Origin of the sequence: Rhodoferax sp. (assembly GCF_030646845.1) — a bacterium.
Lineage (GTDB): Bacteria > Pseudomonadota > Gammaproteobacteria > Burkholderiales > Burkholderiaceae_C > Rhodoferax.
Map to the genome: position 1 here is coordinate 92,154 of NZ_JAUSLE010000004.1, position 16,124 is coordinate 108,277.

Below are 16,124 nucleotides of genomic sequence, written 5' to 3' on the forward strand. Positions count from 1 at the left end.
GTCTATTTACCGCCGGGTGCCGGGTTCGCAGGGTTTGCGAATTTCACGGCAGTGCCCGCACGCAGTGTGCCTACCGCACCAGCGACGACGGTGGTGTTCTCGGGAACGCCTTTGATGGCGACCATGGTTTGTCCGTCGACTTCGCCGCGCGCACCGATCTCGATGGTCTGATGAACCACCTGGTTGTTGCTGACCAGTTGCACATAGGGCTCGGGTTTGTCGGTGCGCACGGCATTCAGCGGGACCGACAGGGCCTGCAGGCGCTCGGTGCCCAGCGTGCCCTGGGCAAACAGGCCCTGGCGCAGGCCGGCGGGTGCGTCCACCGCCAGATAGACCAGTATGGCGCGACTGCCGGCCGCGGCGCTGGGGTTGATCCGAACCACCCTGGCGGTCACCGGCCTGGCCGCGCCCTCGATCTGGAGCAGCGCGCTCTGGCCGAGCCGCACGTCCAGCGAATCGCTGGCGCTCAGACTGACTTCCAGCTCGAGTTTGCTCAGGTCGACAATTTCCACGATGCGTGCGTCGATCGCCACCCGTTCCCCGGGTTGCGCCAGTCGTTGCGAAACCAGGCCGGCGATGGGCGCGCGCAGCACGGTATCCGTCAGCGACTTGCCGGCCACTGTGGCGCCGGCCTGCGCGGCGCGGTAGGTGGCCTCGGCTGAGGCGAGGCTGGCAGCGGAAGAGTCCAGCGCGGTTTTGGAAATAAAGCCCTGGTCCACCAGCGAGCGGTTGTTGTCGAAGTTGCGCCGGGCAATGTCCACCTGGGCCCTGGCCGATTCAGCCTGTTGCTGCGCCTGCTGCACGCGGGCCTGGTATTCGGTGGAATCGACCCGGGCGAGGATCTGACCCGCCTTGACCGAATCGCCTTCGCGCACCGTCAGGCCCTGCAATTCACCGGCGACCCGCGCCTTCACGATGGCCGTGTTGACCGCCTTGAGGGCGCCCGAGATCGGCAGTCCCTGCGCCAGCTCGCGGGTCTTGACCTGCACCACATCGGTCGCGCCCAACTCCACCACGGTCTGGGTGCGCTGGGCCGCCTGGGTGGCCACCGCCTGCTGTTGTGCCTTGCGGGCTGCCAGGGCGCGCAACACGCCAATGGCGATCAAAGCGACGACAAGGGCGACGATTGCCCATTTCAACCATCGTTTCATAGGGATTCAAGTCCTTCGTCAGTGGGAGGGGAGGCCGGTCGCACGCGCAGGCCGTCGAGAATGGTTTGCACCTGAACCGCGAGGAACTCCTCGGGCACCAGCGGGGACGCGTCCGCATTGTCAAGGCAGGCGATTTTGGAGTGCATCAACAGCTGCAGAAAAAGCAAGGGGGCCAGGACCGTATAGACGCCATATTTCATGTCCACGGGCGCGAACTCACCGCGGTCAACACCGCGCTGCAGGATGCGCCGGATCAGATCACGGGCTGGCTGGATGACTTCATGCTGGTAGAACACCGCCAGTTCCGGAAAGTTGTCGGCCTCGCTCAGCATCAGCTTCGTGATGCCCGACGCTTTGGAACTGCCCAGGCGCGCCCACCACATCGCCAGCGCGTAGCGCAACATGTCGGCCGTGCTGCCCTCAAAGGCCTCGAATTCGGCGTTCCACTCCAGGAAGCGTCCCGAGATGTTTTCCCGCACCACCGCCTTGAACAGCTCTTCCTTGCTTGCAAAATACAGAAACAGCGTGCCTTTGGAAACACCGGCGCGGCGGGCCACTTCCTCGGATTTGGTAGCGGCAAAGCCTTTTTCCACGAACAGGTCCAGCGCAGCGGCCAGCAGTTCGCCCGGGCGCGCGTCCTTGCGCCGCTCGTGCTTGGCAGGCACGGTCGGCTTGGTATTGCAGATCAGCTTGGAAAGGGGCATGAAATTAATGACTAACTGGTTATTAATGTAGCTTTTGCCGGATGGGCTGTCAATTGGTGAGGCGCCCCGATGGGTGGGCGTCGCATCCGTCGACGCGTAAGATGCGCGGGTTCGACGCGATCAACAGATTCGAGAGGAGGTTTTCCATGTCAGATTCGCTGCAAACCATCACCCTGGGCGGTGGCTGCTTCTGGTGCACCGAAGCCGTTTATGTGAACGTCAGGGGCGTGATGGACGTGGAGTCGGGCTACAGCAATGGGCACGCCGTTCGCCCCAGCTACGAGCAGGTCTGCACCGGCAGCACCGGCCACAACGAGGTGGTCAAACTCGTGTTCGATCCGGCTCAGATCAGCGCGCGCGAGATTCTGGAAATATTCTTTGTCATTCACGACCCCACCACGCTGAACCGGCAGGGCAATGACAGCGGCACGCAGTACCGCAGCGGCATCTATTTCTCCACGCCCGAGCAGGAGGCGGTGGCCAAAGACCTCATTCAGGAAATGGCCGACAGCGGCGTCTACAGCCGCCCGATCGTTACTGAAGTGCTGCCGCTGGCCAACTACTGGCCGGCCGAGGATTACCACCAGGACTTCTTTGAGAAGAACCCGGGCCAGGGCTACTGCGTTGCCGTGGCCGCGCCCAAGGTGGCCAAGTTCCGCAAGACCTTTGCCCGCCTGGTGAAGCCTTGATTTCATCGCACGGACTGCAATACCAGTACCTGAACGGACCCGCGCTGGCTTTCCCTGACCTGGACGTGCCGCAGGGCGGTGTGTTGCTGTTGCGTGGGCGTTCCGGGTCGGGCAAATCGACCTGGCTGGCGTTGGCCGCTGGGTTGCTGGGTGCGACCCATGGCACCCTGACGGTGGCGGGGCAGGCCCTCGGTGCGCTCAAGCCCATCGCGCGTGACGCCTGGCGGGCACGGGCGATTGGCTTCCTGCCGCAAAAGCTGCATTTGAGTGAGGCCCTCACGGTCGAGGGCAATCTGGCGCTGGCCTACTTTGCGGCCGGTCTGGCCAAAGATGCGGCGGCCATTCGCCGTGCGCTGGACGCCCTGGGCGTGGCTCATCTGGCCAGGCGCCGGCCGGCACAGCTCTCGGGAGGCCAGGCGCAACGCGTGGCGCTGGCACGCGCCGTGCTGCTGAACCCGCAGGTCATCCTGGTGGACGAGCCTACCGCCAGTCTGGACGACGAGGCCGCCCGCGATGCGCTGGACCTGTTGAAGCGCAGTGCCGCACGCGCCAACGCCACGCTGGTGATCGCCACCCACGATGCGCGGGTGGTGGAGGCACTGCCCCAGGCGGCGGTCGTGCTGTTTGATGATAAAATAAGGCTCCAGCCCTCGTCGAATATGCCTTTATAGCTATGAAAACGATAGCACTCTCGTTTCGCTACCTGTGGTCACGCCCGCTGGCGGCAGCACTCAACCTGCTGCTGCTGTCGCTGGGGCTGGCGTCGATCACCCTGGTGATGCTGACTTCCGAACAGATTGACCGTGCCTTTGAGCGCGATCTGGCCGGCATTGACCTGGTGGTGGGGGCCAAGGGCAGCCCCATGCAGCTGATTCTGGCCGGCGTGTTCCACATCGATGTGCCGCCGGGCAATATCCCGCTGGCCGAGGTGCAGGCGCTGCAAAAAGACCCGCGCGTGGCCAGGCTGATCCCCTTGAGCCTGGGCGACAGCTTTCGCGGCTTTCGCATTGTCGGTACCTCGCCCGACTACCTCAGCCATTACGGCGCCACGCTGGCGCAGGGCACCCCCTGGCGTCAGTCCATGCAAACGGTGCTGGGGGCCGGGGTGGCGCTGGCCACCGGCATGAAGGCGGGCGACACCTTCATTGGCTCGCATGGTCTGGGCGGCGGCGGCCATGCGCATGGCGACAACCCCTATCAGGTCAGCGGCGTGCTCAAGCCCTGCCAGTGCGTGCTGGACCGGCTGATCCTGACCGCTGCTGAATCGGTGTGGCAAGTGCACGAAAAAGCCAGTGCTGGCGATGATCTCAGCGAGGAAGACCGCAAGGTGCTGGAGGCTGAACGTGAAATCACGCTGGCGCTGATCCAGTACAGCAGCCCGCTGGCGGCGGTGACCTTGCCGCGCTATGTCAACTCCAGCACCGGCATGCAGGCGGCCGCCCCGGCCGTGGAAGTGACGCGACTGCTGCGCATGGTGGGCGTCGGCACCGAGGTGCTGCGCGGCTTTGGCGCCGTGCTCCTGCTGACCGCCGGTTTGAGCGTGTTCATCGCATTGTGGAACGCGGTGCGCGAACGCCGGGCCGATCTGGCCATGCTGCGCATGCTGGGCGCCAGCCCGGCCAAGGTGGCGGGCCTGCTGCTGTGCGAGGCGCTGTGGCTGGCGCTGCTGGCCTCGGCTTTGGGGCTGCTGGGCGGCCACCTCTTGACAGGTCTGGTAGGCTGGATGCTGCAGGCTGAAAAATCCCTGCCGGTGACCGGCTGGCTGTGGGTGCCGGCCGAGGCGTGGATTCCTGCCGCGGCGGTGGCGGTGGCCGGTCTGGCGGCTTTGCTGCCCGCGCTCAGTGCCTACCGGGTCGATGCCGGTCAACTTCTGAACTCAAGGTGAATTTATGGAAAAAGTGCTTGTAGCCCTCGTATCCATTGCGCTGACAGCTACTGTTTGCATAGCAGCCGAAACGCACGGCGACAAGGAAACCAAGGCCGATGTTGCCCGCCACCGCGCCATGGCCGCAGCGCACGAGGCGGCGGCCAAGTGCCTGGAATCCGGCAAGAAAGAAGACGTGTGCAACAAGGAACTTCAGATCGCCTGCAAGGGTCTGGCCATTGGCAAGTTTTGTGGAATGAAACATGAGCATTAAATTCTTCGCGGTGTTGCTGCTGACTCTGGGCTTGAGTGCCCAGGCGCAGCTGAGTCCGCCGGTTGCGGGCGGCATCCCGGCCGGCACCGGCGCGGGTGTGCACAGCCCCAACAGCCCGTTTGCCCCCTTGCCGGCGCGTGCCGATGTGCTGCCCTGGTCGCTGCTGACGGAGGTCAAGACCAAGGCTGTCAACAACCGCCTGCTGCCCGTGTTTCCCGCAACGGTGCAGGCGCTGAACGATAAAACCCAGCGCATTCAGGGCTTCATGATGCCGCTGGAGCCGGGCGAAAAGCAGAAGCATTTCCTGCTCAGTTCCGTGCCGCTGAGCTGTTCCTTCTGCGTGCCGGGCGGGCCGGAGAGCATGGTGGAAGTGAAAACCAGAACGCCGGTCAAATATTCGCTGGAGCCGGTCACGGTGGAAGGCAAGTTCACTGTCTTGAGCGACGATTCCTACGGCCTGTACTACCGCATCACCGATGCGGTCAGCGTGAAGTAGCGGCGTTCCTGTTTTGACGACGCGAAGATTCCTGCAACGGCATTGGGCTCTGCTCCCGATGGGCGTGCTCGCGCTCGTTCTGCTAATCAACCAGACCCTGGGTCTGCTGCATGGCATCGCGCACCGGCCGTCCGTTGCCGCCGGGACTGCCGCGCAGGTGGCGCCGGTGCCGAATGCGGCCGCGGTCATGGCTGAAATCGATCACGACGCGGACGACTTCCTGGCCCGGCTGTTCAGTGCTCACATCAGCCACGACGGTGATCCTGAATGCCGTTTGTACGACCAGTCCAGCCACTTTGACGCCATGCCGGGCGTGCCGGTGCTGGCGCTGCCTCTGGTTCTGCAGCCTTTTGCCTTTTCTGTTCTCCCGGGCCTGGCTGTGGCCCGCTGGCATGCGCTGTTCCAGGCGCGCGGCCCTCCTTCGGCTCGCTGAATCCCCCCTGTGCAAGTCACTGCTCGCCGGCCCGATTGCTGGCGGGCAGTCGTGTCTTTTCGATTCAACGGACCTCTCTCATGAAAAAATTCTCGCTCGCCCTCGTATCGCTGGGCTCCCTCTCTGGCGCGACCGTGTTCGCCCAGACGCCGCCAGAGGTCACACTGGCCCCCGTCACCATTACCGGCAACCCGCTGGGTGCTACTGATTTAATCGCCCCTGCCGCCCAGTACTCGGGGGCCGAGCTGCTATTTCGAACCAAGACCACGCTGGGCGAAACGCTTGACGGCACGCCCGGCATCAGCAGCACCTACTTCGGCCCCAATGCCAGCCGCCCCATCATTCGCGGCCTGGACGGGGACCGCATCCGCATCTTGAACAATGGCGGCGCCACGGCGGATGCCTCCAGCCTGAGTTACGACCATGCTGTCACCGCAGACCCCCTGAGCATCGAACGCATTGAAGTGCTGCGCGGCCCCGGCGCCCTGCAGTACGGTGGCAGCGCCGTTGGCGGCGTGGTCAATGTGATCGACAACCGCATTCCCCGTGAAGCCCTGTTTGACGCGAAGGGGGGCGTGACAGGCAAGGTGGACTTCGGGCTGGCCAGCGGCAACGCCGAGCAGGGCGGCGGCTTTTTGCTGGAAGGCGGCAATGATCGTTATGCCCTGCATGCCGATGTTTTCAATCGCACGACCGGCGACGTGTCGGTGCCGCTGGCCCTGGCTTGCAGCAAGCCCGGCGCACCAAGTCTGGCCAACAAGATTTGCAACTCGGCCAGCGACACCCGGGGCGGGGCCGTGGGCGGCTCGGTGTTTTTCAGCCAGGGCTATGTGGGTGCATCGGTCAGCAGATTTCTGAGCGACTACGGCACGGTGGCAGAGGACGAAGTGACCATCGGCATGAAGTCGGACCGCTATGCGCTGGAGGGCGAACTGCGCGGCCTGGGCGGCTTGTTCCAAAGCGTCAAGGGTCAGCTCGGGCGTAGCGTCTACGAACACACCGAATACGAAGGCGCCACCGCCGGCACCGTGTTCAAAAACAGCGGCAACGACCTGCGGCTGGAAGCACGCCACGCCAGGCTGGGCCCACTCGACGGTGTTGTGGGGTTGCAGGCCGACACCTCCCGTTTTTCTGCCGATGGCGAAGAAGCCTTTGCGCCCTACAGCCAAACCCGTCAGACCGCCCTGTTTGCCTATGAGGAGTTGGGTACCGGCTGGGGCCGCTTGAGCGCTGGCGCGCGCATCGAGTCGGTGACGGTCGAATCTTTCGGCAACCCGCTCATGGCCCGCTTTGCGCCGGGCAGCCGCAGCTTTGCCCCGGCCAGCTACGCACTGGGCGCCTTGTGGAACATGGCGCCGGGCTGGCAGCTCAGCTCCAATCTGGCCTACACCCAGCGCGCGCCCAAGGACTACGAGCTGTTTGCCGATGGACCGCACCTCGCCACCCACAGCTATGAGGTCGGCAACGCCAGCCTGGTGCCGGAGCAATCCACCAACCTGGACCTGGGCGTGAACTGGAAGCATGGCGCCCATCGGTTTGGCGTCAGTGCGTTTGTCAATCAGTTCAACAATTACATCGCGCAGGAAGCGACTGGCGCCATCCGCGATGCCTTGCCTGAATACGCCTATACCCAGGTGCAGGCCCGCTTCACCGGGCTGGAGGCCAGCGGCAGTGCGCGACTGCTGGACGGCGCGCAAACGGTGGATCTGGAGCTGCGCGGCGACCTGGTTCACGCCGTGAACACCGGCACCGGTCAGCCGCTGCCGCGCATCGCCCCGGCGCGCGTGGGTGCCACGCTGTTGTGGGCACAGGGCCCCTGGAATGCGCGCCTGGGCGCCAGCCATGTGGCCGCCCAGACGGAAGGGCCCGTCGGCCAGCTCGGCACGGGCGCCTACACCTTGTGGAACGCTTGGTTGGGCTACCGCGTGAAGGCCGGCGCCGCCAATCTGCTGTGGTTTGCCAGGATTGATAACCTGAGCGACACCCTGGCCTATTCCGCCACCTCCATCCTGACTCAGACGGCAGCGGGCAAGGCGCCGCTGCCAGGACGCAGTCTGAAGGTGGGCCTGCAGGCGAGTTTCTAGACCACCCGCGCCGGAAGATCAGACCGCGCCATGACAAGGCGCGGCTGCTCACCCGCATGCAGCCACTGCAGGGCCACGTCCGGATTCAGGGCCTCACCATAGAAGTCGCCCTGAATTTCGTGGCAGCCCGCTTGCTGCGCCGCGGCGGCCTGCGCCTCGGTCTCGACGCCTTCCGCCACCACCCGGAGCTTCAGCACGGCAGCAAGCTGGCAGATGGCCTGGACCACCGCGATGGCATCGGGGGCCGGCATCGGGTCGATCAGGCTTCGATCGATCTTCACGACATTCAGCGGCAGGCTGCGCAACATGTCCAGCGACGAGAAGCCGGTGCCGAAGTCGTCCAGCGCCGCCGTCACACCCAGATCGCGCAACTGGATGAGTTGCGCGCGCGTCTGTTCCATGTTGGCTGTCGCGGCGCTCTCGGTCACCTCCAGCGTGATCAAGTCCGCGGGGATGCCGTGACGCTGGAGTGTGCTGCTGACCAGTTGTGGAAACCGGGGGTCCAGCATTTGCAGGGGTGACACGTTGACCGCAACCGGCACCAGGCGGGTCGCCTGTTCGCGCCAGCGCGCCACCTGCTCGCACGCCTGTGACAGCAACAGCATGCCCAGCGAGCCGATCAGTCCGGTGCGCTCGGCCACCGCAATGAACTGGCTTGGGCTGACGTGGCCAATGCCTGCGCGCTGCCATCGCGCGAGCGCTTCAAAACCGAGCAGTGCGCCGCTGGCCGCATCCACCTTGGGCTGGTAGGCCAGACTGAATTCGCGGTTGATGATGCCGGCGCGCAGCGCCTGTTCCTGCTCCAGCATTTCGCCCGAACCACGCTCAAAACGCGGGTCGGCCACGAGCACCGAGGTGCCGGGCGTTTTCTTGGCTTCACGCATGGCGGCATTGGCGGCGCGCAGCAGGGATTCGGCGTCGGTACCCGTTTGCGGGAACAAGGCGATCCCCATGGAAACATCGATGAAGAACTCCTGCGCCGTCAGCACCAGCGGCCACGCCAGCATCTGGCGCACGCGTTGCGCCAATTCGTGCGTCTCCGACGGCGCCACACCGGCCCTGGTGAGCAGCGCGAAACCGTCGGCACCCAGGCGCGACACCTCGGCCACCTCGGCCAGGCCACGTTGCAGCATGCCGGCCATGGCTTTGACCACTTCGTCACTCACGGAATGGCCGTGGGCGTCATTGAACAGCTTGAAACGGTCGATGTCCAGCACCACCAGACCGAAATCGGCGCCGGGCGCTGGCGCGTGGCAGCGCTCGCGCAGCCGCTGCAGCAGCGCTGCGCGGTTGGGCAAACCAGTGAGCTCATCGTGCGTCGCCTGGTGCAGCAGGGTGGCCATCCTGTCGTGATGCTCGGTGTCGTCGGTAATCACTGTCTGCAACGCGGGCTGGCCGTTCCATTCGGTGCGCCAGATGACAAAGTGCAGGTGCAAAGGCGTGCCGTCCTTGCGCCGGCGCAAGCCTTCCCAGCGGGCCTCCGCGAGGGTGCCGTCCAGAACCTGGTGCCGCATCTTCATGATCGATGCCAGTTCATCGGCAGGAATGCAGGAACTGATCCATTCGGCCGACGCCTCCTGCAGACTGGTCACACCATAAATCCTGAGGAACGCCGGGTTGCAGTACACGACCTGCGCCGCATAAGCCACCGCAACGCCCTGGTGGGAGTTCTCGGTCAGGCGCTCGCTCTGCAGGCGCAGACGTCTGGCGTCCACGATGGAGAGCTGCAAGCCGGTATGCAACAACACCAGCCCCAGCACGAGTCGAAGCAGGGTGTTGGCAGTGACCTGGGCGGCAACCGCGTCGACCCCGAACGCAACCGGTGTGAAATGGATCACGCCCATGAAACAAAGCAGCGGGCCCACCCAACGCTCCGATCGCGGACTCGGCCACAGCCAGGACCAGGCCACCAGTCCGACGCCAAATGTAATGAGGCCGGACATTGCGCTGGCCAGTGGCCAGTCGTGCTGGTACAGGGGGTAACCCAGCACCAGCGACAACACGGGCACAAGCACGGCGACCATCGGCCCCGAGAACTGGCGGTTGGCCAGGCGGGCGACGCCCAATATCAGAAAAGTCCAATACGCGACACCACAGGCAAACGTGCCCGCCAGCGCCAGGGCCTGACCGACGTCGCTGGCTTGTGTGTAGGCAAAATAGAAGAGCGGGACAGCGGCATGAATCAGGTAGCCCAGGCCCAGGTCGCGTGTGAACTTGGCGTCCGGGAACTTGCGCCAATGCAGCAGCAAGGCGAAGCCGATGATGACCGTCGCCAATGAACTGAAAACAAACGGATAGATCATGCGGCCAGCAAGGGCTAGGACGTCCAACGGTGCCCTTTAAGTGTGTCCGGAATTCTAGCCGCACACAAACACCACCGGGACGACGAAGAAGGCTGTCAAAGACGCAGGCGAATGGCAGCGCGCACGCGCAGAGTGGCCATGTCTGTGAAAATACGGCTTCATGACACTGGACCTTTCCAATACCCCGGCCGCCAGCGAGGAATCACTTGCCACCATCGCAGTGCTGCGGGACAGGCTTGAGCGCGCCCAACTGAATCTTGAAGCGGCGCTGGATGCCGTCATCAACATGGATGAGGCCGGCCGGGTGACGGGCTGGAGCCGGCAGGCCGAGCGCATGTTCGGCTACTCGCAGGCGCAGACCCTGGGACGCGAGGTGGCCGAGCTCATCGTGCCGCCGGCGCACCGCGAGGCCCACCGCCAGGGCATGGCGCGCTATATCAGGACGGCCACGCCCACCATCGTCGGTCAGCGGGTGGAAGTACGGGGCATGCGGGTCGATGGCTCTGAGTTTCCCATCGAGCTGACGATTGCCGCCCTGTTGCAGAACGGTGTTCATTTTTTTTGTGCCCACATACGCGACATCACCGATCGGAAGCTGGCCGAGGATGACTTGCGCATTGCCGCCGTGGCGTTTGAATCCCATGAGGGGATGGCGATCACGGATGCTGATGGCCTGATTCTGCGCGTCAACCAGGCGTTCACGGCGATCACCGGTTACAGTGCCGCCGAGGCGCTGGGGCAAAGGATGAGCCTGCTGCGCTCAGGCCGGCAGGACGAAGCTTTCTACGAGGCCATGTGGGCAGGCATCCAGCAGACGGGCGCCTGGCAGGGCGAGATATGGAACCGGCGCAAGAGCGGCGAGGTCTACCCGGAATGGCTCACTGTCACTGCGGTCCGGGGTGGTCAGGGCCAGATCACCCATCACGTGGGCACGTTCACGGACATCACCAGGCGCAAGGCCGCGGATGCCGAAATCGAGCAACTGGCGTTTTATGACCCGCTCACCGGACTGCCCAACCGGCGCTTGCTGACGGACCGGCTGAGACAGGCGCTGGCAAGTTGCGCGCGCAGTCACCACACCGGGGCGCTGCTATTCATCGACCTGGATCATTTCAAGAATCTCAACGACACGCTGGGGCATGACCAGGGCGATCTCCTGCTGCAGCAGGTGGCGCGGCGCCTGAATGAATGCGTGCGCGAAGGCGACACGGTGGCCCGGCTGGGGGGCGACGAATTCGTGGTCATGCTGCAGGATTTGAGCGAGGGCCTCACCGAGGCGGCCACCCGGGCCGAGGCGGTGGGCGAGAAGATACTGGTGGCCCTGCGCCAGCCGTACCAGTTCAGCCAGCTGACGCACCACAGCAGCGCCAGCCTGGGTGTGGCGCTGTTCAGCGAGAGCCACCATTCGGTGGACGAACTGCTCAAGCGCGCCGACCTGGCCCTGTACCAGGCCAAGGACGCCGGGCGCAATACCCTGCGCTTTTTTGATCCGGAAATGCAGGCCGCCATGACTGCCCGCGCGGCGCTGGAGGCAGACCTGCGCCATGGCCTGCAGGAGCGCGAGTTCCTGCTCCATTACCAGCCGCAGGTGGACGAGCAGGGCCGCCTGACCGGCGTGGAGGCGCTGGTGCGCTGGCAGCATCCCCGGCGCGGCATGGTGTCGCCAGCGGACTTCATCCCCTTGGCCGAAGACACCCGGCTGATATTGCCTTTGGGTCAATGGGTGCTGGAGACGGCCTGTCATCAACTCAAGGCTTGGGCCGGTCAGCCGCACACCGCGCATCTGACGCTGGCCGTCAACGTCAGCGCCATCCAGTTCCATCGCGCGGACTTCGTGCGCGAGGTGCTGGCCACGATTGACCGCGCCGGCGCGCCGGCCTCACGGCTCAAGCTGGAGCTGACGGAAAGCCTGCTGGTGAAGGATGTGGACGACATCATTGCCAAGATGATGGCCCTGAAGGCGCATGGTGTGGGTTTCGCGCTGGATGACTTTGGCACTGGGTATTCGTCGCTGAGCTATCTCAAGCGCCTGCCGCTGGACCAGCTCAAGATCGACCAGTCTTTCCTGCATGAGGCCCTGAGCAACCCCCGGGACGCGGTGATTGCCAGTGTCATCGTGGCACTGGGGCAGCGGATGGGCATGACGGTGATTGCCGAAGGCGTGGAGACCCGGGCGCAGCGCGATTTTCTGGAACGCGAAGGCTGCCACAACTTTCAGGGTTTCTATTTTGGTCACCCAGCGCCGGTGGAAGCGCTGGAACGATTTTTTCTGCGCGAATAGCCCCATCCCCGGCGGGATTGCCCCGCTCCCTCAGTGGGTGCCAGCCGCCCAATCCTTTACTTATACTGGCCCATTACCATACCCGGAGACTGGCATGAACCTCAAGCAGATCTGGGACCTGACAGCCAAGTCCGTCGAAATGTGGGTGGACGATTACGCCCCGAGCATGGGTGCTGCGCTCGCCTACTACACACTGTTCTCGATGGCCCCGCTGCTCATCATCGTCATCGCGGTGGCGGGTCTGGTTTTTGGCCAGGACGCGGCCCGTGGCGAAATCGTCGCGCAAATACAGGACCTCATTGGACAGGAAGGCGCCATCGCCGTGCAGGGGCTGCTGAAAAGCGCCAATGAACCGGCCCAGAGCATCGTGGCAACGGCGATCAGCCTGGTGACGCTGCTCATCGGCGCCACGACCGTGTTCGCGGAATTGCAGAGCGACCTTGACCGCATCTGGCGGGTTCCCGCCCCGGCGAAGCAGAACGGCCTGTGGACTTTGTTGCGCACGCGCCTGCTGTCGTTCGGACTGGTGCTGGGACTGGCGTTCCTGCTGCTGGTGTCCCTGGTGGTCAGCGCCGTGATCGCAGCATTTGGCCGGTGGAGCGATGGTGTCTTCCAGGGCTGGGAGGGTGTGCTTCAAGCGATCAATTTCAGCATTTCTTTCGCGATCACGATGGTGCTCTTTGCCATGATCTACAAGCTGATGCCACGGGCCAGCATCGCGTGGCGGGACGTGTGGGTCGGCGCGGCGGTCACCGCGCTCCTGTTTGAAATCGGAAAATTCCTGATCGGTCTCTATCTGGGCACGACCGGCGTGGCATCGAGCTTCGGCGCCGCCGGTTCGCTGGTGGTGCTGCTGGTATGGGTCTATTTCTCGGCGCAGATTTTTCTGCTGGGTGCCGAGTTCACCTGGGTCTACTCGCACGAGTACGGGTCCAAGGCAGCGCTCCCGGTACAGAAGCCGGTCGCAGTCGTGCCGACCCGCTCAGGCGGGGCCGCCAGCGCAACGGATGCCAAAGGCGATCTCCCGTGAGCCATCCGGTCCTGTCTGCCCTGATCCCCGTTGTCTTGCTGATTGCTATTGGTTTTATAGCTGGTCGCGCAGGCTGGATAAGGGCTGAGGCCACAAAAGACTTGTCAAACCTGGTGTTCATGGTGCTCACGCCGGCACTGCTGTTTCGCACCATGAGCACGGTGCATGTGGAGCAGCTCAACTTCAAGCCGGTAGCCATGTATTTTGTGGGCGCTTTTCTGCTGTTTGGCGCCATGCTGCTCTGGCAGGGCGGCACGCGCCGGGCCGCGGTGCTGGCGCTGGCGGCCACCTTCAGCAACACCCTGGCGATTGGGACGCCGCTGGTGGGGCTGGCCTACGGTGACGCCGGGCTGGTGACGCTGTTCACGCTGATTTCTGTGCACGCGCTCGTGCTGCTGACCCTGGCAACCGTGGTGCTGGAGCTGGCGGTGGCGCGCGAAGAAGCGGCGGCTGGCACGGGGGGCGGGCGGCACATGATGCTGACGGTGCTGGGCGCGGTGCGCAACGGCATCATTCACCCGGTGCCGCTGCCCATCATCGTCGGGCTGCTTTTTGCGCAGACCGGCCTGGTGCTGCCGGCGGTGGTGGACCGCCCGCTGCAACTGCTGGGCAATGCGTTTGGCCCGCTGGCGCTGGTGCTGGTGGGGGTCACGCTGACCAACGTGCGGGTGGGGGAGCAACTCAAGGGCGCATTGGGCCTGACGCTGGCCAAAAACCTGGTCTTTCCGGCCGTCGTGGCCGTTCTCTGTATCGCCCTGGGTTTGAGCGGCTTGCCGCTCACCGTGATGATCGTCACCGCCTCGCTGCCGATTGGCGCCAACGTGTTCATGTTCTCGCAGCGTTACGAAGTGGCTGAAGACCTGGTCACGGCCAGCGTGGCGGTGTCCACCGCGCTGGGGCTGCTCACCATTTCGCTGGTGATGGCGCTGGTCAGCCTGCTGCCATGAAGCTCAAGGGGCCAGCCGCTCCCTGATCCAGACCGGTTCGCCTGCTGACGGGGTGCCGGTGCTGTCGCGCAGGGTGTAGCGCAGCCGGTCATGCAGACGGCTCTTGCGGCCTTGCCAGAATTGCCAGTGGTCGGGTTTGAGGCGGTAGCCACCCCAGTGCGGCGGACGCGGGGGCCGCAGCAAAAACTGCGCCCCGTATCTGGCGGCGTTGGCCACCAGCACGCCACGGCCCGAAATGACCTGGCTTTGCGGCGAGGCCCAGGCGCCAATGCGTGAATCGAGCGGGCGGCTGCGAAAGTAGTCGTCGCTTTCCTGCGCGCTGACTTTCTCCACTACGCCTTCGATGCGCACCACCCGTTCCAGTTCCACCCAGTGGAACTGCAGGGCGGCATAGGGGTTGCCGGCCAGTTCCTGTCCCTTGCGGCTCTCGTAGTTGGTGAACCAGGTGATGCCGCGTTCGTCATAGCCCTTGATCAGCACCACGCGGGTGCTGGGGCGCAGGTTGCTGGCCACGGTGGCCACGGTCATGGCGTTGGGTTCGGGCACCTCGGAGGCAATGGCTTCCTTCAGCCACTGTTCAAACTGGAGGAGGGGATTGGCGTGCGAGGCGTCTTCACTGAGTTCAGCGCGTTCGTAGCTCTTGCGGAGGTCGGCTATGGAGGTCATGTGAGCAGTATAGGCAGGTCCGGGGCGAGAATAGACGGGGCTTTTGCATCTCGTCAAACACCAAAACTACCCGGAAGGCAACACGATGAGCGTCCAATTTCACATTCATGGCACGGCGGGCTCTGTACTCACGTGAACTTGCCTACCGTCATTGTTCTGGCCTCCGGGCGCGGTGAGCGCTATGCCGCCTCAGGCGGCACCACCCACAAGCTGCAGGCGCGGCTGGGAGACAAGTCCGTGCTGCAACACACGCTGGATGCCGTGCGGGCCAGTGGTCTGCCGTGGCATCTTGAAGACGCCGGCCACCCCGGCATGGGCGACTCGATTGCGGCCGCGGTGCGGGCTACGCCACAGGCTTCTGGTTGGTTGATTCTTCCCGGTGATTTGCCCCTGATCCAAAGCGATACCCTGTGTGCCGTGGCGGCGGCATTGAGTGATCGCGATGTAGTGGTGCCGGTCTACCGCGGCCAGCGCGGGCACCCGGTCGGCTTCTCTGCCCGTTGTGGCCCGGAACTTCTGGGATTGAAGGGAAATCAGGGCGCAGCCCCCGTCGTTAGTGCACATGCTGCTATTGAATTGATAGTGAATGATGTCGGCTGCGTGACCGACATCGACACCGTCGAGGATCTGCAGGCCGCCGCCCGGCTGCTGCAAGGTGTGTGAAGGCCTGAGGATCAGGTCTGTGCTCAGTTCCTGGTGATAACGCCGCAGGCGAGGCGCGGACCCGAGTTGCCGGTGGGCTGGGTCTTGTAGTCGTCCGGATCGCGGTGCACGATCAGGCCGCGGCCCACTACGTCTCCCTTGCCGCTCCCCACTGACAGGGTGCTGGACTCGAAGCTGAAGCGGGCAGTGCCGGTGGCGTCGGCTTTCAGACTGGGCACGTCGCCGGCATGGTGTTCGCCGTGTCCGTGTGCCCCATGCGCCTTGCCGTCGGGGTTGAAATGCCCCCCGGCACTCATGCCGTCGCCGCTGGCGCAATCGCCTTTTTCGTGCACATGAAAGCCGTGTTCCGCATGGGGCTTGAGCCCCCGGACTTCACCGGTGACCAATACCCTGTCACCCTTCTGGGCGAACTGAATGTGACCGTTCACGGCGTTGCCTTTGGTGGCCATCAACTGGGCCGAAGCAGAAGGGCCGGAGGGCGAGGTGGCGCAGGCAGTCACGAAGAAAGCCGCAGCAACAGGTGCAACAAGTCGAATCAT

The 16,124-nt window shown here is 64.4% G+C and carries 16 protein-coding genes; 11 read left to right on the top strand and 5 right to left on the bottom strand.

Annotated elements, in window-relative coordinates; genetic code table 11:
- Positions 1-2: 2 nt before the first annotated feature.
- Complete coding sequence (locus Q7T10_RS01205) at positions 3-1,151, bottom strand: efflux RND transporter periplasmic adaptor subunit (RefSeq protein WP_304745014.1); 1,149 nt, start codon at positions 1,149-1,151, stop codon at positions 3-5.
- Positions 1,148-1,855 carry a TetR/AcrR family transcriptional regulator gene (locus Q7T10_RS01210; RefSeq protein ID WP_304745016.1) on the bottom strand — a complete coding sequence of 236 codons (708 nt, stop codon included), beginning with the start codon at positions 1,853-1,855 and terminating at the stop codon, positions 1,148-1,150. Before Q7T10_RS01210 ends, Q7T10_RS01205 begins: the two co-directional genes overlap by 4 nt.
- 146 nt (positions 1,856-2,001) lie before the next feature.
- On the opposite strand from Q7T10_RS01210, the gene msrA reads away from it, so the two are divergent.
- The 7 genes from msrA (at position 2,002) to Q7T10_RS01245 (ending at position 7,695) form a co-directional block, all read left to right on the top strand.
- Positions 2,002-2,544: a peptide-methionine (S)-S-oxide reductase MsrA gene (gene msrA, locus Q7T10_RS01215; RefSeq protein ID WP_304745018.1), complete on the top strand. Its 543-nt coding sequence runs from the start codon at positions 2,002-2,004 to the stop codon at positions 2,542-2,544.
- The gene (locus Q7T10_RS01220) at positions 2,541-3,215 is read left to right on the top strand and encodes an ABC transporter ATP-binding protein (RefSeq protein WP_304745020.1); all 675 of its coding nucleotides are present in this window, start codon (positions 2,541-2,543) and stop codon (positions 3,213-3,215) included. The genes msrA and Q7T10_RS01220 overlap by 4 nt, the downstream gene beginning before the upstream one ends.
- Positions 3,216-3,217: 2 nt before the next feature.
- Positions 3,218-4,429, top strand: coding sequence for an FtsX-like permease family protein (locus Q7T10_RS01225; protein ID WP_304745022.1), 1,212 nt, complete (start codon positions 3,218-3,220; stop codon positions 4,427-4,429).
- 4 nt (positions 4,430-4,433) lie between these two features.
- Complete coding sequence (locus Q7T10_RS01230) at positions 4,434-4,682, top strand: hypothetical protein (RefSeq protein ID WP_304745024.1); 249 nt, start codon at positions 4,434-4,436, stop codon at positions 4,680-4,682.
- Positions 4,672-5,178 (top strand): DUF3299 domain-containing protein, encoded by a 507-nt coding sequence (locus tag Q7T10_RS01235; protein ID WP_304745026.1) that lies wholly within the window; start codon positions 4,672-4,674, stop codon positions 5,176-5,178. The genes Q7T10_RS01230 and Q7T10_RS01235 overlap by 11 nt, the downstream gene beginning before the upstream one ends.
- A 58-nt stretch (positions 5,179-5,236) precedes the next feature.
- Positions 5,237-5,611, top strand: a complete 375-nt coding sequence (locus Q7T10_RS01240; RefSeq protein WP_304745028.1) for a hypothetical protein — start codon at positions 5,237-5,239, stop codon at positions 5,609-5,611.
- 80 nt (positions 5,612-5,691) lie between these two features.
- Entirely contained in the window at positions 5,692-7,695 is a 2,004-nt protein-coding gene (locus Q7T10_RS01245; protein ID WP_304745030.1) for a TonB-dependent receptor, read from the top strand.
- Here the strand turns inward: Q7T10_RS01245 and Q7T10_RS01250 are convergent.
- Entirely contained in the window at positions 7,692-10,025 is a 2,334-nt protein-coding gene (locus tag Q7T10_RS01250; RefSeq protein WP_304745032.1) for a bifunctional diguanylate cyclase/phosphodiesterase, read from the bottom strand. The genes Q7T10_RS01245 and Q7T10_RS01250 overlap by 4 nt on opposite strands.
- A gap of 133 nt (positions 10,026-10,158) precedes the next feature.
- On the opposite strand from Q7T10_RS01250, the gene Q7T10_RS01255 reads away from it, so the two are divergent.
- From Q7T10_RS01255 to Q7T10_RS01265, 3 genes are all read left to right on the top strand, one after another.
- Positions 10,159-12,279, top strand: a complete 2,121-nt coding sequence (locus Q7T10_RS01255; protein ID WP_304745034.1) for a bifunctional diguanylate cyclase/phosphodiesterase — start codon at positions 10,159-10,161, stop codon at positions 12,277-12,279.
- Between the two features lie 94 nt (positions 12,280-12,373).
- Entirely contained in the window at positions 12,374-13,309 is a 936-nt protein-coding gene (locus Q7T10_RS01260; protein WP_304745036.1) for a YihY/virulence factor BrkB family protein, read from the top strand.
- A complete protein-coding gene (locus tag Q7T10_RS01265) occupies positions 13,306-14,256 on the top strand; it encodes an AEC family transporter (protein ID WP_304745038.1) in 951 nt (316 codons plus the stop codon). Before Q7T10_RS01260 ends, Q7T10_RS01265 begins: the two co-directional genes overlap by 4 nt.
- Positions 14,257-14,259: 3 nt before the next feature.
- Here Q7T10_RS01265 and pdxH read toward each other — a convergent pair whose 3' ends face one another.
- The gene (gene pdxH / locus Q7T10_RS01270) at positions 14,260-14,922 is read right to left on the bottom strand and encodes a pyridoxamine 5'-phosphate oxidase (protein WP_304745040.1); all 663 of its coding nucleotides are present in this window, start codon (positions 14,920-14,922) and stop codon (positions 14,260-14,262) included.
- Positions 14,923-15,054: 132 nt separating this feature from the next.
- Here pdxH and Q7T10_RS01275 point away from each other — a divergent pair, with 132 nt between their 5' ends.
- Entirely contained in the window at positions 15,055-15,585 is a 531-nt protein-coding gene (locus tag Q7T10_RS01275) for a nucleotidyltransferase family protein (RefSeq protein ID WP_304745043.1), read from the top strand.
- A 23-nt stretch (positions 15,586-15,608) separates the two neighbouring features.
- On the opposite strand, the gene Q7T10_RS01280 is transcribed toward Q7T10_RS01275, so the two are convergent.
- On the bottom strand, positions 15,609-16,124 hold the full coding sequence (locus Q7T10_RS01280) for a superoxide dismutase family protein (protein ID WP_304745045.1): 516 nt from the start codon (positions 16,122-16,124) through the stop codon (positions 15,609-15,611).